Raw genomic sequence first — 12,844 nt, 5'->3', positions numbered from 1 at the left:
AGAATGGATACATTGTTTTTGCGACTTGCTGCAATTTATGGCTATCTGTGGGTTTCAACTTACAGCAACACTAATTTTCTTGAACTATCAAAACGTGAATGGTCAGAAGGTTTAAAAGAGTTTGATAATCAAGTACTGAAACTTGCTTTAGAACAAATAAAAAAGAAGTTAGCTGTTCCGCCTTGTCTGCCAATTTTTTATGAGTATTGCACTAACATCCAAAAAGGCATCCAAGCCCGTCAAGACGCGATCAAACAAAAAACTGAACCGCATGTCCCTACCGATCCCCAGGTCGTTCAACTGCATATCAACCAAATGAAAGACTACCTCTTTAAAGACCAAAAGGAGAAAACATCATGCTGACTTTAATCCGCCGTATCGGCGAAGCAATTTACATTGATAAAGGCCGAATCAAAGTACATCTGATTTCTGAAAAAGAGGGGTTAATCAGGCTAGGTATAGAAGCGCCTAAGCATGTTGATATTGAACGTAAAGAAGTCTTTGTCCGCAAAGCCGTGGCACAACATGAACAAGCGCAGGCACTTAGAAATCAATCAGGAGGCGATGATGCTTAAAAAAACTATGCTATTCAACCTGGTGTTATGTGGTCTGCAAGTTCATGCAGCTAATATCACCCAAGTAAGCCGCTATGCCACGGTTAGCAATCAACCACTAGCCGCTCAAATTAACCCCATGAAAACCGTACAACAGATTCATTTTCCTGCCTCCATTCAAACCATAGGGGAAGCAGTGAATTACTGGTTACGTTATTCCGGTTATCACCTTACTCCTAAAGAAAAGCAAAGCGAAAGCCTGCAACAAGTCTTTCAACAACCATTACCACAAGTCAGTAGAAATCTTGGGCCACTAACCATTGAGCGAGGCCTGACGGTACTGGTGGGGCAACAACTGTTCACGCTCAAACAAGACGATTTATTAAGGGAAATCAATTTTAGCCTGATTGCAAGGAGCGCAAGATGAAAAAGTATCTGGATGTTAAATGGCTTAGCCTGCTTGTTTTAAATGTTTTATTAATTGCTTTTGTATGTGTAAAAAATCAATCGCCTGCAAATCATAATGAGCTAAATATCCTTGGCGAACAACTCACATCTATTCAAACACAATTAAAACAACCTGTAGAACAACCTGATTTATCGCCAATTACCCAAAACCTCAACCAGTTAAATAACTTCGTTCAGCAACTGAAAAATAAAGACGAGCATCAATTAGGTGAGATATTTACTACAGAACAAGGTGCAATCAAAAAACAACTCGAAGGCATTACGGAGTTATTACGCCACTTAGATGAGAAAAAGCAACCCGTGAAAATGCTCTCTGCAAGTCAACTGCCCTTTAAAGTATTAAGCATAGACAGCATCCAAGAAATACCCGTTGTATCTCTTGCTTACCACTACAAAACCCAAGCATTGGAAAAAGGTGATGCGTTAGCTGGTTGGACAGTTTTTGAAATAGACTTTGCCAAACAAATCATAGAATTTGAAAACGCAGATAAAGCCCATGTACTGGTTCGCTTAAATCAACATGAGGTGAGCCATGCTTAAGCTATCTACTCTAGCCATGGGATTAGTGCTTGGGCAACAAGCCTTCGCTGGTTTGTATATCCCTGGTATTGCCACCTCTCCCATGCAACAAGCCGACAATGCCTTGGCAAAAGCAGGCCTTACTGAGTTTCATGATGAAGTCATCGAAGAAAAAGATTTCCAACTAAATGACGCTCAAAAGCAAGAAGCGAAAGCCTGGGGATTAAATGAAAAAGAAGAAAAACGCTATCTGCAATTAATGCAGAGCAGGAGTGGCGTTTATTATAAAGACTTGCGCATGACACCAATTGATATCCTTGGACTTAACGCCAGAGATGATGTGGAGCGTGAACATTTTGCCAGCCTGGCTGCTCACCAGGAAGCGCAAAAAGTGGCGCAAAATATCGCTTGGAACAATGCTTTTTACAAAGCCTATAACGAACTGTTTAAAGATGTACCCGTGGTTGGCGATTTTGATCCCTCCCCTTACTCACCCTATGCTCATCAACCTATTCAACTAAAAGCGGGTGAAACACTCTATTTATTTATAAGATCTGATGATGCAGTTACTACCATTGTACTGCAACTGATTGACGCGATTAACCGCACTCCCAATACCAAACTTAACCTGCTGTTTCTGGATATGGACAATAACGCCATACAACTGTGGGCGAATCGACATCAGCTCCCTATTCAATTAGTAACCAGTCAACAAATCACCCTAACCCCTGGCAACCAACAATTTGAAAGCTTAACGCTTGCCAAAAAACAAACTCCATTACTGTTAATAGCCAACGGTAAAAACTCGCAAGTCGTCGATTTAGGGAGATTTTAATGATTAGGATTCTGCTCTTGCTATTGGTCGCGTTGAATGTTCATAGCATGAATGTCATTCCGTTAACCCTGTCACAAAGTGATGCGTCATTAAAATTAAATCTGTCCAGCCCCATAGGCGTACCAGCCAAAAGCAAAGCCACCGCAGGCAAAGTCAGTCGCAAAACATTGGATACCAATTTATTAAACATGCCCTTGTTTGTCATAGGTGCAGATAAAGCATCCATTCAATGGTTAGAGCAGCATCAAGAAGAATTAAAATCCATGCAGGCCACAGGATTCATTACCAACGTCAATGACTTTGAAACCATTGTCGCTTTGCAAGAAAAATTCAAACTACCATTATTACCAGTTAATGTTGATCCATTGCTTGCATACCTTCACGAACAACATTACCCCTTAATCATTGCTGAGGGGGCTGTATGGCAGTAAAGCAATATTCAAGACAAATGACCATACAGTTAACCATAGTACTATTTTTAGGTTGGTTGGCGATTATTATCTGGGCTTTAAGTCAATGGCTGCTGCATGGCTACTCCTTTGCTTTTGAAAAAGTGAATATCCTTGTAAACACTCAAAGAGAGGCCATCACCCCTGTTTATCAAGGCTCACTGCTGGCAGCACTTCCTTTAAATGCCAAACCAGATTGGGCATTTACCATTCCTTATTTAAACAAATTAGCCATCAACGATCTTGCCAAGGACTTAATCGAAAAATCACAACAATTCTTGCAGATCCTTTTATTAAGCAGCCAGTGCCTTTTAATCAAACTCATTATCCTATTCGCTGCCCTGCCCTTATTTGCTTTAACCATGATTGCAGGTCTGGTTGACGGTCTAAACCAAAGAGCGATACGCACTGCTTGTTTAGGTCGTGAATCCTCCTATGTGTTCCACAGGCTTAATCACTATTTGAAAAAGGGACTGGTGATTTTACTCATGCTGTGGCTTGCCCTGCCCGTTAGCATCACCCCTGCTTATGTCTTTGTGCCTGTCAGTTTGTTGATGGGGTTAATGGTAGCCATGACGGCCAGCCGCTTTAAGAAATACTTATAGGGAGAAACCATGAAACGAATATTATGCCTGACCTTAATGATAATAAGCCTGCAATGTTCAGCGAATAACCCTGATTTAAATGAAACGCTGGTACGCATTATTAATCAGCTTAACGCCATCATGCCTTTGCTTGATGAAGCGCAAACACAGATAACACCAAATGCTCGTATCCAATTGCAAATAGAAGGATTTGAAGATCTCCAAGGACAACATCACGCAGGATTGAGAGAGGACTTGCTAAACATCCGCAACGGGCTGATTGACTATATCAACCAGCCCATCATTGCCCCTCGAAAACTTAAACCATTAGAAATGGACTTTGTGAGGAAACCCTAATGAGTAAAGACGAAATAGCGAGAATGTTTGCTTCAACATTCAAACAAGCCAGCAACAACATCTCAGCCCAAGTCTTTTCCAGCAGTATCCGTTTTATTGCCATAAGCCTGGTGATTTTAGCGGTGATGTGGTGCGTCAACCACATGATGGGAGCCGAGGAAAAACAGCAACAAGGATACTTGCTGAACTTCGGCTCTCGAATGGTCAGGCTTGTCATTGGCCTGATGATTTTCATTTTAGTGTTATTCGTTAAGGAGACAACATGAAAACAACGCTTCGCACGCTCTACCTAGGAGCTGTCAATCTTTTTTACGCCCCTGTGTTATTGGCAGATAACTGGTTCCCTAAAATTTCTGATGCGGACAACATCGGTGACGGTTCCAAAAGCATGATGTCGGTAACAGGCAATTACGTCAAACAGGGTCTTGGCTTATTGCTGTTCATCACCGCAGTCGTGACCTTTATCAAGTTCATTACCACGGTACAACACGGTATTGAAGAATCCAAAAAGAACGAAGGTTCCATGGTGGCCTTCGGTACTTTTGCCGTAATGGGGATTACCTATTTAGCCATTAGCATCGCTTCTGGTTATGTGGGTTACACCATGATTACCAAGTTCAAGATATAGGAGGTGAAATTATGAGTCAGCCTTCTTCGCGCCATCTATCACATGACTTCCCAGCCTGGAAAGGCTTAAGTCTGCGTGAATTGTTTTGGATTGTCATCACTACAACACCAGTAACCACCCTGCTTTTTATCCTTTTAGGAACAATGGCAGGATATCCACTGGCCGCTGGCTGCATCGGTTTTGTGATTGGATTCATCCTCTCCATTACCGTATGGCCAAAAGGAGTCGCCCGTATCAAAGCAGGCAAACCTTATGGTTATGTGATGAAGAAAACCATTCAATGGATGGTGCGATTAAGGCTCAAACACTCGCCCTGGATTCATTATCAAGGACAGTGGCAAAAGAATAAATCTGTTGGAGAGCCTTATGTTTGAATATTGGAAAAAGATCGACAGCCTACAGCACCATAATCGCTTGTTACTGGCTTTTATCGGCCTGTTATCAGCCATCGTTTTGGCCTTAATCATTAACCTCATGACCATGCCCAAACGCTATGAGTTTTGGCTAAGTCCTAATATGGCGGCCAATGGCGGTTTAATGAAAGCAAGCGATATCCCTAATGAATATGTGCAAGGATTTGTGTCCTCATTAATACCAACACTATACACCTGGTCTAATAAAGGCAAAGAAGAATTTAACCAAAATATCAAAGCCTTTCATTATTATTTTACCCCTCGTCATGAACAATTACTCAGAGAAACGCTGGGAGCTTATAAAAACGCGCAGCTCTTTGACCGCAGTCAAGTAGCCAGTCTCTATCGTTTCATGGAGCCTCAAGATATTAGAAAAATTGGTCCTGATACCTGGGAGGTGAAATTAATCCTGCGCATTACTCAAAGACTGAAAGACAACAGCGGTATGGTGATTGCCGACAAGGTAGTGGCCTATCACCTGCGTGTGGTCAAACTCAATTTGTCTCGTTTACACAACCCTTTCCAACTCGCTCTCGATGGCTACACCCGTCCTGAAGAACGTTTACAAGATTTATTGGTCGACACGGAGGAATCCCATGAAACTCATTAAACACATATTATTAATAATTGGCTTTATGCTCACGCAAGTAAGCTACGCCCTGCAAAGCGAACATCTGGTTTGGGAAAAAGTCCCTTTAACGATTGAATTACCTATCAACAAAGAAAGACTCGTTCAATTTCCCCTGGCCATTAAAATCATTGATCAACAGCTGAGTAACAACCTCGATATTCTGAAAGTAAAAGGCAGTCTGTATTTAAAGGCTAAAGATATCTTCAACGATGCACGTTTGATTGTGCAGCTCCTACCCGAAGGTGAAGTCATCATACTGAACCTTAAAGCCAATGAAAAAGCTGTTAATACCACACCTATTGAAATCCTCATTGATGATCCCAAAGTCACCCATCAATCAAGTGCAAGCCAATATGAATACAACGCTATACAGCTCACTCGTTTTGCCATTCAAGCCTTGTACTCACCAGAGCGTGTCAGAGATATTCCAGAGGGTATTTATCGCTCGCCCATGCAAACCAATAAAACCATCCCCTTATTTTATGGCGCAAGCATTGAAGCTCACCCTCTGGCCTCATGGCGTGGCGGTAGCCTCTATGTAACCGCGGTCGATTTAAAAAACCTGCTGAATCAACCCGTGAAATTGCAATTTTCAAAACTCATGGGGCATTGGCAAACCGCAAGTTTCTATCCCAAAAGTGAATTGCCTCCGCGGAATCAACATGAAAGCACAACTGTCTTTGTGGTTTCTGACCAACCCTTTGCCACAGCACTTACTCAACATGCGAGGTACAGCCGATGAACAAAAACAAAGGCATTAAAATCTTAGCTGGATCGGTGGTTTTTGCAGTCGTCATGATTCTTATCAATAACCGTCATAGTACGCCTATCCATGATGACACACCAAATCCCAACAATTTTCATGAAGCCATTACCAGCCAATTCAACGACAACATCCGTGATGTGTCTGCAAGACTTCTGGAAACAGAAAAGAAGTTGGAACAAATGCACAAGGAGAATAAATCGCTGCAAAAACAATTAAAGCAACCCATACAAGAAGCAAGCCATACGCTACAAGATGAATTGCAAACGCTGAAAGAAAAGCTCTCAGCACTTACCGATCATCAAACTCAATCTTATCCCATGGAAGGCACTCAAGCTCCTGTATCTGGCCAAATCAAAGATCTGGATGGATTGCTGGATAAAGCCCCTATTGAAGGAAAAATATTTGCAGACCAAGACTCATCTATTAAAGAAGAAGCGCCAACCAAAACACCCTTCTATACCATTCCGGCAGGTAGTGATTTTAGCAAGGTTACGCTTTTGTCTGCCCTAATGGGTGAAGTACCTGTTGAGGGCAAACTGATGCAGCCCTTATTTCCTTTTACCGCAATGGTCAGCCGCGGCGATTTAATGACAGCCAATGGGATGCAATTGCCGGAAGAAATTGTCGGTATGAAAATCAGCGGTTACTCCATTGGCGTAGGCTCCTTTCTCGATAACATCAGCTGTGTTCGCGCATATGTCACCTCAGCTTTATTTGTCTTTGAAGACGGACATTTCGTCAGTATTGGTCAGGAACAAATGAAAAGCTCAGCGGAGCTTGTGAATAATGACAGCATTGGTTATCTGACTACCCAATTCGGCAATCCTTGTATCAAAGGACAATACATCACTAATGCTCCCAGAGTTTTAGCTGCTTTCATGGCTGCTGGCGGTATTCAAGGAGCCGGCAATGCTTTATCCAAATGGCAAATGAGTTATCAAGCCGAAGGCGGTTCTGCTATTGCCACGCCTACTGGTGATTTAGCCCATTTCGCAGCAGGTGGAGCCATCAACGAGGGCAGCCAAAAAATTACTGATTGGCTTGAGAAAAGAATACAAGGCAGCTTCGATATGGTTTTTGTTCCAGCCAGCATCCGCAGCCACTCAGGCTTTATACCAAATCAATTCAGTCTTCATTTCAGTCAAACCATAGCCATTGATAAAGAACACCAAGGGAGGGTATTAGATTATGGTTACCATCAACAAAAGAACTTTGACAATGCTTTGCGCTAGTCTGGCTTTGAGCGCTTGTTCAACCGCCAATATATCGCAAAGTGCCATTCCTGAGCAGGGTTTAACCGTCAGCCAGCTCTATCAGCAAAGCATGCAGCAGCCTGTACAAAAGGCTGTTGTACAACAGGTACGGTTTGAGGATTCAAGCGAAGAATTTAAGCAGCTGCCGAATCCCGAAGTGCCTATCCATATTTTTGCTCATGTGGCTCAGCTTGGCGATGAACAAATCATCAAACCAGCCTATACCACACGCTTTTTTCTTTACAAGCAAAATCAATACGCCCTGGCATCAGAACTGTATTAAGGAGGCATGATGAAACGATTATCTAACTGGTTGCTTGGGGAAATGAATCCCCAGGCTATAAAGGAACAAACCATTAAAAAGCAATACGCCAATCCTTTACCCTCGTTTGCTGACAGACTGGCTATTGTTGATTTCAACGAGCAAGAACAAGTGTTTTTATTTGCCGATGGAAAAAGTTTAGGTTCAGGGTTTGAGCTAGGTGATATTCAAGCCGAAGCAGCTTCGCCTGAATACTTGCACGCTGTCTTTAATAAAATCCGCGATACCTTTGCAACGGTAGTTCCCCTTCATGCGATAGATCCTTGGGTCATGCAAATGTTTGTTCAAGATGAATATTGCCTTGATCCCGTTATCGATCATATTAAATCCAAAATCCCACAACAACTCGTTGAAAATCCACTAACGCAAGATTACTTACAACGCTTGCAAGATCTCTACAACAAAATGACCAGGCCAGAAGGTTTATTTCTCGATCCGAAAACAGGTGCGCCTTATCGTGGCCGCAGGAGAAGAATTCGAGTATTGTTTTATAGACAATTACATCAAACCACTCTACCCCGCGAGCAAATTCTTCTCGAACATCAGGAAGTCGTCAATCAGATTGAAACCAAACTGCGTTCGCCAGGCCTCGAAATCAAACGTCTTACAGGCCAGGATTATTATCAGTGGTGGATACGCTGGTTTAATCCTAAATCAGCCGATGAGATCTTGGAACAATATCCCTACCCTAATCCCATACCCGCAGGTTTTAATCTGGCACAAAATATATTCTTTTCCCCGCCTGAGAGCGATGAGCAAGGATTTATTTTTGAAGGCCGAAAACAAAGAATCCTGTATGTTGATGGCTTAAAAGAAGCGCCCATTATTGGTTTAGTCTCCCGAGAAAGACAACAAGCTAATCCTAAACACCGCTATGCGCTTTTGGATACCTTGCCAGAAGGAAGCATCTACACCATTCAAGTCGTCTTTAGCCATGATGAAAATCTTGATTCTCATTTAACACGATTAGAAAAGGGAATTGTGGGAACCAGCCTAAAACCCCAAGAGGTCAGAGATGATATAAAAACAGCCCGTAATGAATTAAGTACTGGCAATCGCCTGTTCTGGGTTAATCAGGCCGTTTTTTATCAAGCCGAAAATGAACAACAAGCACAAGCCATAGAAAAAAACCTACATAGCATTTTCAACGATGCCAAGATGCCCTTAATTCATTCCAACTATGATATCCACCCTTTAAATTCCTGGCTCAATGCCCTACCGTTTAATTTCGATCCCCACTATGCCCGTAAGTACTTATGCTTTGACCGCCTGATGTATGCCACGGAGCTTGCGGCTCTGCTTCCAGTCTATGGCCGAAACCAAGGCGCAAGGCATCTACCCTGCTTTCCTTTTTTCAACCGCTTAGGTGAACCTGTTTTCTTTGATTTACTTCACCATGATTTTATTAGCCAAAATTCGCATTGCGCGATTTTCGCCAACTCTGGCGGTGGTAAGTCAGTTTTAACAGGTTGGATGATTCAATCACTACTCGCCATGAAAAACGCCCGTGTAGTACTTTTTGAAATGGGGAACTCGTTTGACCGGATGCTCATTCATGCCAAAGCCCATGGCAAAAAAACCAAGCAGTTATTATTGAGCAATAAGAAAGAGGAAGCTGTTCCATTAAATCCCTTTTGCGAAGCATATAAAGCCATTCCAGAAATTACAGATAATTTAAGCGCAGAACAAGCTGCTTTAATGGCTCAAAAAATCATGGATCTTAAAGATCCTGCAAATTCAGAAGATTTGGCTTGTGGCGATGGTTCTCGCGCATATCTTGCAGAGCTTGCCTTGGCTTTACGTACCATGATTACAGAAGCCAATGCCCTGGAAGAAGAACAATTTACCCTGGCTGATGAAACGCTGCTTATTGAAGTATTAATTGATGCCATCCTAACTTCATTTAACAACGGCATACCACAAATGCTGACTGAGCATATTGTAAGTAGCTTTCAACGGAGGCTGGATAAAGAAACGGTGACCCGCAAAAAAGACCGAATTCTGGACATGCACGACCGATTAAACAGTTATGTCATTAACAGCGCAAAATCACGCTTCTTTAATGTACCAACAGAACCTTTAGGTGATTTTGATATCTTTCATATTGATATTTCTGCCATAAAAGATGACACCGGAAAGCTGGCTTTGGTCATGGTGTCTTTGTTGCCAAGGATACTGGCTATGGCTGAGGCCACTCAAAACGACAATAGACCAACCTTTCTTTTTATTGATGAGTCCCACCTGCAATTTCAAATTCCTTCTGTGGTGACAGTGTGTTTACTGGTTGCCAAAGTAGCCAGAAAGCTCGGGCTTTGGTTGGTTGCGATTACCCAAAACGTCACCGACATGAATTCTGAAAAGGCCGCAAAGATTTTATCGCTAATTGAAACCTGGATTTTATTGGGATTGGATGAAAAAGAAATCACTGATGTGAAACGCTTTAAATCCTTAACACCGCAGCAGGAAACATTAATCAGAGATATTGATTCGCAAAAAGGTTTGTATGCAGAAGCAGTTTTATTAGGGTCACGCTACCAAGGATTATTTCGCGTCATTCCACCTCGCTACCTGCTTGCCCTCTTAATGACTGAGAAATCTGAAAAAGCACAACGCCACCTTCTGGAGAAAGAACATGATGTCCTGGTCGCCGCTGAAATCATGGCTAAAAAGCTCGAACAACCAAAAACAACTACTAATAACAGGGCTTATTTTTATGACTAATACTGCCTTTGCTTTAGAAAGCACAAGCCCGCCTCATCCTGTGAATACCTTCACAATCGCCACACGGGTTTTGCAAAAGCTGTTTCATAACAGCCATTACAAAGTCATTGGCTCTTGCACTTGGACGGTGGGACGTTTACCGCCAAGACTTGAAGTCACCCCTGCGATTGAACAGTTTTTGCCAGATTTGGTGATTACCATCAGCAATAAACCAGAAGAAAATCCCTGGCTTGAAGCACGAACCCTTTATGAAAATAAAGCAGCAAGAACGATGTACCAACAAGCCTATAAAGCTGCAACTGGTTCAGCGTTGGGATTTGGTAATGACAGCGGTCAAACCACAGACCTTCATATCAATGACGAACGCACGCGCATTGTTGATGTGATTGGCAGCCCTGCTGCATTTTACCGCATCCCCTATCTATCACACAGGCCGGAAACTGGTTTTGGTGTTCCTTATTATCTGGCCGAAGCTGATGCAGTCATGGATAGAACGGAAGCCGCTGAATTGCTGTATATGGGAACGCATCCTCATCTGTTAATCAACCATGAAATCGGCACATTAACACAGCATTGGGGTTCTGAAATTCCAAGATTAATGCGCGTAACGCAGCCCTATAACTACAGAGCGTCAGTTGTTGCAGCCATGCACGCGGTTGATATTGTCACTAATAAAAATCCGTTGCATGTCACCAAGTCAACCAGTAATTCCTGCGGTAAAAACTGTGTGGTGGCTAATGCCGTTTACGACCCACAAAACACGAAAGTCATCTGGCAGGAAATTTATCCGTTAAATCGCAATATCCACCCAGGCGATGCACAGGATTTCGGCATTGAAGACGAAAAAGCTGGAAATGGCAATTACGTGTTTGTCCTTTGGCGCAAATATCGCGGCTGTATTCAGCACAAAGGCAAACTCGTCAACTTTCTTACTTTCCCCAAGGTTGGGCAACCTCAAAAACGATAGGACATCATCATGAAGAAATCTCTATTACTAGCTTTACTCATTCCATCACTGACTCATGCTGGCAGCTTTATGCCAAGTCAATCGGATTACTATTATGAATTAGGAGGAACATCTAATTTATTTATTCCACCTGTTAATAAAGACCAAACACTGGTTATTGGTGCAGATATTGATGGCCGTATGGGATTCTCTTGTAGCGGTTTTAATCCTGTCGTATCCATTACCAATACCTTTCAGGATTTGAAAAAATCAGCGTTAAATATCCCTGGCGGTGTCATTGATAACCTCAAAGGCTCTGTCGCAGGATTCCCACTTTATAAGCTACAGCAGTCCATGCCTGCTTTATATAATGTTCTACAAAATGCCGCATCCAGCGCACAAAATGAATTCACTCTCAAGGTTAAGGATTGCCAAGAAGTCAAACAAGCTCTGGAACAAAACCAATCGCCAATGGAAGGCATATTATCAGTATCCGATAGTCAAGGATGGCTCGACGCTGCCAAACGAGCTAAAAAGGAAAACGTCGATGTGACTGAAACATCGAAAAGTATTGCTCAAAAACGAGATGAATATGGCCTGCCCTGGATAGGCCACGATAAAGGCAATGCTGGCGGTAAGTTTCAACGTCCCATTAAGGTCATCAATGATGTGGTCATTGCGGGCTACAACATCCTTTTAGAGAGAAAACCCTTAGATTCTTTGGAAAAACCAAGCACTAAAATTCCTATGGTACAAAGCTGGCCAACACCTACCGATGCAGCTAATTGGGCAGTTAAGGTTCTTGGTGATATTCAGGTTAGCAGCAGTGAGAACAAACAAAACCATGATGCTAAAGCAGGAATTGGCTTATCAGCTTTATTGCAAAGCTGTGCGAACGCCAATACCTGTAGTCAGAACATTGCCAAGGCCTTATGGAATTTGATCAATGGTACATGGAAACTGACCGAGGAAAATCTGCATAAAATCAGTGCTTCCAATTTACTGATTACCGATGAAGTCATTACCACCATTCAGCATCTACCCCGTGAAGAACAAATGCTTACAGTCTCAAAACTGGCAGAAGAAATCGCTGTTCAAAATATGTTGGATAAAGCATTGATGATGCGCCGCATCTTACAAGCAGGATTACAAGTGCAAGAAGTACAGAATTTAAAACCTGCTATGAATATGGTCTTGTTTGCCCTGAAAAAACTGGACGATGACATTCATTCTTTGTCTTTTGAAAACGATGTCCGTAAAAAAATGATGACTGAAACCTTAGGAACCATCATGGATATTCGACACCAAGCCCAAAGCCAAAATATGCCAGGTCAGGATCACGAACAGCCTGCTGTTAAAAATGGCGCAATTTACGTTAAAGAAAATAAAGGAGCTTAA

At 42.4% G+C, this 12,844-nt stretch carries 18 protein-coding genes; all 18 read left to right on the top strand.

Annotated elements, in window-relative coordinates; genetic code table 11:
- The first annotated feature begins 3 nt into the window (after nt 1-3).
- The 18 genes from LMI_RS03525 to LMI_RS03440 are packed head-to-tail and all read left to right on the top strand — an operon-like array spanning nt 4 to nt 12,844.
- Nucleotides 4-363, top strand: coding sequence for a hypothetical protein (locus tag LMI_RS03525; protein ID WP_052679441.1), 360 nt, complete (start codon nt 4-6; stop codon nt 361-363).
- On the top strand, nt 357-575 hold the full coding sequence (locus tag LMI_RS03520; RefSeq protein WP_011213433.1) for a carbon storage regulator: 219 nt from the start codon (nt 357-359) through the stop codon (nt 573-575). The genes LMI_RS03525 and LMI_RS03520 overlap by 7 nt, the downstream gene beginning before the upstream one ends.
- Complete coding sequence (gene pilL2, locus LMI_RS03515; RefSeq protein ID WP_045098558.1) at nt 568-981, top strand: PFGI-1 class ICE element type IV pilus protein PilL2; 414 nt, start codon at nt 568-570, stop codon at nt 979-981. The genes LMI_RS03520 and pilL2 overlap by 8 nt, the downstream gene beginning before the upstream one ends.
- Nucleotides 978-1,562, top strand: a complete 585-nt coding sequence (locus LMI_RS03510; protein WP_045098557.1) for a hypothetical protein — start codon at nt 978-980, stop codon at nt 1,560-1,562. The genes pilL2 and LMI_RS03510 overlap by 4 nt, the downstream gene beginning before the upstream one ends.
- Nucleotides 1,555-2,376 (top strand): TIGR03759 family integrating conjugative element protein, encoded by an 822-nt coding sequence (locus LMI_RS03505; protein WP_045098556.1) that lies wholly within the window; start codon nt 1,555-1,557, stop codon nt 2,374-2,376. The genes LMI_RS03510 and LMI_RS03505 overlap by 8 nt, the downstream gene beginning before the upstream one ends.
- Nucleotides 2,376-2,807, top strand: coding sequence for an integrating conjugative element protein (locus tag LMI_RS03500; RefSeq protein ID WP_045098555.1), 432 nt, complete (start codon nt 2,376-2,378; stop codon nt 2,805-2,807). The genes LMI_RS03505 and LMI_RS03500 overlap by 1 nt, the downstream gene beginning before the upstream one ends.
- Complete coding sequence (locus LMI_RS03495; RefSeq protein WP_045098554.1) at nt 2,798-3,430, top strand: TIGR03747 family integrating conjugative element membrane protein; 633 nt, start codon at nt 2,798-2,800, stop codon at nt 3,428-3,430. The genes LMI_RS03500 and LMI_RS03495 overlap by 10 nt, the downstream gene beginning before the upstream one ends.
- 9 nt (nt 3,431-3,439) lie before the next feature.
- Nucleotides 3,440-3,766 (top strand): RAQPRD family integrative conjugative element protein, encoded by a 327-nt coding sequence (locus LMI_RS03490; protein ID WP_045098553.1) that lies wholly within the window; start codon nt 3,440-3,442, stop codon nt 3,764-3,766.
- Nucleotides 3,766-4,032, top strand: a complete 267-nt coding sequence (locus LMI_RS03485) for a hypothetical protein (protein WP_010946731.1) — start codon at nt 3,766-3,768, stop codon at nt 4,030-4,032. Before LMI_RS03490 ends, LMI_RS03485 begins: the two co-directional genes overlap by 1 nt.
- Nucleotides 4,029-4,394: a hypothetical protein gene (locus tag LMI_RS03480; RefSeq protein WP_011213425.1), complete on the top strand. Its 366-nt coding sequence runs from the start codon at nt 4,029-4,031 to the stop codon at nt 4,392-4,394. The genes LMI_RS03485 and LMI_RS03480 overlap by 4 nt, the downstream gene beginning before the upstream one ends.
- An 11-nt stretch (nt 4,395-4,405) precedes the next feature.
- On the top strand, nt 4,406-4,768 hold the full coding sequence (locus LMI_RS03475) for a TIGR03750 family conjugal transfer protein (protein ID WP_045098552.1): 363 nt from the start codon (nt 4,406-4,408) through the stop codon (nt 4,766-4,768).
- Complete coding sequence (locus LMI_RS03470) at nt 4,761-5,417, top strand: TIGR03746 family integrating conjugative element protein (protein WP_045098551.1); 657 nt, start codon at nt 4,761-4,763, stop codon at nt 5,415-5,417. The genes LMI_RS03475 and LMI_RS03470 overlap by 8 nt, the downstream gene beginning before the upstream one ends.
- Nucleotides 5,404-6,180 carry a TIGR03749 family integrating conjugative element protein gene (locus tag LMI_RS03465; RefSeq protein ID WP_045098550.1) on the top strand — a complete coding sequence of 259 codons (777 nt, stop codon included), beginning with the start codon at nt 5,404-5,406 and terminating at the stop codon, nt 6,178-6,180. The genes LMI_RS03470 and LMI_RS03465 overlap by 14 nt, the downstream gene beginning before the upstream one ends.
- Entirely contained in the window at nt 6,177-7,436 is a 1,260-nt protein-coding gene (locus tag LMI_RS03460; RefSeq protein ID WP_045098549.1) for a TIGR03752 family integrating conjugative element protein, read from the top strand. The genes LMI_RS03465 and LMI_RS03460 overlap by 4 nt, the downstream gene beginning before the upstream one ends.
- Complete coding sequence (locus tag LMI_RS03455; protein WP_045098548.1) at nt 7,393-7,740, top strand: TIGR03751 family conjugal transfer lipoprotein; 348 nt, start codon at nt 7,393-7,395, stop codon at nt 7,738-7,740. Before LMI_RS03460 ends, LMI_RS03455 begins: the two co-directional genes overlap by 44 nt.
- 9 nt (nt 7,741-7,749) lie before the next feature.
- On the top strand, nt 7,750-10,500 hold the full coding sequence (locus LMI_RS03450) for a conjugative transfer ATPase (RefSeq protein WP_045098547.1): 2,751 nt from the start codon (nt 7,750-7,752) through the stop codon (nt 10,498-10,500).
- Nucleotides 10,493-11,467, top strand: a complete 975-nt coding sequence (locus LMI_RS03445) for a TIGR03756 family integrating conjugative element protein (protein ID WP_045098546.1) — start codon at nt 10,493-10,495, stop codon at nt 11,465-11,467. Before LMI_RS03450 ends, LMI_RS03445 begins: the two co-directional genes overlap by 8 nt.
- Before the next feature lie 9 nt (nt 11,468-11,476).
- A complete protein-coding gene (locus tag LMI_RS03440; RefSeq protein WP_045098545.1) occupies nt 11,477-12,844 on the top strand; it encodes an integrating conjugative element protein in 1,368 nt (455 codons plus the stop codon).

Origin of the sequence: Legionella micdadei (genome assembly GCF_000953635.1) — a bacterium.
GTDB classification, from domain to species: Bacteria; Pseudomonadota; Gammaproteobacteria; order Legionellales; family Legionellaceae; genus Tatlockia; species Tatlockia micdadei.
This window is presented reverse-complemented; position numbering and strand designations above follow the sequence as displayed.

Bases quoted from the DNA above. Each gene is read 5' to 3' on its own strand.
- LMI_RS03510 (WP_045098557.1), top strand. From the start codon at position 978: ATGAAAAAGTATCTGGATGTTAAATGGCTTAGCCTGCTTGTTTTAAAT.
- LMI_RS03450 (WP_045098547.1), top strand. From the start codon at position 7,750: ATGAAACGATTATCTAACTGGTTGCTTGGGGAAATGAATCCCCAGGCT.
- LMI_RS03465 (WP_045098550.1), top strand. From the start codon at position 5,404: ATGAAACTCATTAAACACATATTATTAATAATTGGCTTTATGCTCACG.
- LMI_RS03520 (WP_011213433.1), top strand. From the start codon at position 357: ATGCTGACTTTAATCCGCCGTATCGGCGAAGCAATTTACATTGATAAA.
- LMI_RS03525 (WP_052679441.1), top strand. From the start codon at position 4: ATGGATACATTGTTTTTGCGACTTGCTGCAATTTATGGCTATCTGTGG.
- LMI_RS03495 (WP_045098554.1), top strand. From the start codon at position 2,798: ATGGCAGTAAAGCAATATTCAAGACAAATGACCATACAGTTAACCATA.
- LMI_RS03505 (WP_045098556.1), top strand. From the start codon at position 1,555: ATGCTTAAGCTATCTACTCTAGCCATGGGATTAGTGCTTGGGCAACAA.
- pilL2 (WP_045098558.1), top strand. From the start codon at position 568: ATGCTTAAAAAAACTATGCTATTCAACCTGGTGTTATGTGGTCTGCAA.
- LMI_RS03460 (WP_045098549.1), top strand. From the start codon at position 6,177: ATGAACAAAAACAAAGGCATTAAAATCTTAGCTGGATCGGTGGTTTTT.
- LMI_RS03455 (WP_045098548.1), top strand. From the start codon at position 7,393: ATGGTTACCATCAACAAAAGAACTTTGACAATGCTTTGCGCTAGTCTG.
- LMI_RS03440 (WP_045098545.1), top strand. From the start codon at position 11,477: ATGAAGAAATCTCTATTACTAGCTTTACTCATTCCATCACTGACTCAT.
- LMI_RS03500 (WP_045098555.1), top strand. From the start codon at position 2,376: ATGATTAGGATTCTGCTCTTGCTATTGGTCGCGTTGAATGTTCATAGC.
- LMI_RS03470 (WP_045098551.1), top strand. From the start codon at position 4,761: ATGTTTGAATATTGGAAAAAGATCGACAGCCTACAGCACCATAATCGC.
- LMI_RS03445 (WP_045098546.1), top strand. From the start codon at position 10,493: ATGACTAATACTGCCTTTGCTTTAGAAAGCACAAGCCCGCCTCATCCT.
- LMI_RS03475 (WP_045098552.1), top strand. From the start codon at position 4,406: ATGAGTCAGCCTTCTTCGCGCCATCTATCACATGACTTCCCAGCCTGG.
- LMI_RS03485 (WP_010946731.1), top strand. From the start codon at position 3,766: ATGAGTAAAGACGAAATAGCGAGAATGTTTGCTTCAACATTCAAACAA.
- LMI_RS03490 (WP_045098553.1), top strand. From the start codon at position 3,440: ATGAAACGAATATTATGCCTGACCTTAATGATAATAAGCCTGCAATGT.
- LMI_RS03480 (WP_011213425.1), top strand. From the start codon at position 4,029: ATGAAAACAACGCTTCGCACGCTCTACCTAGGAGCTGTCAATCTTTTT.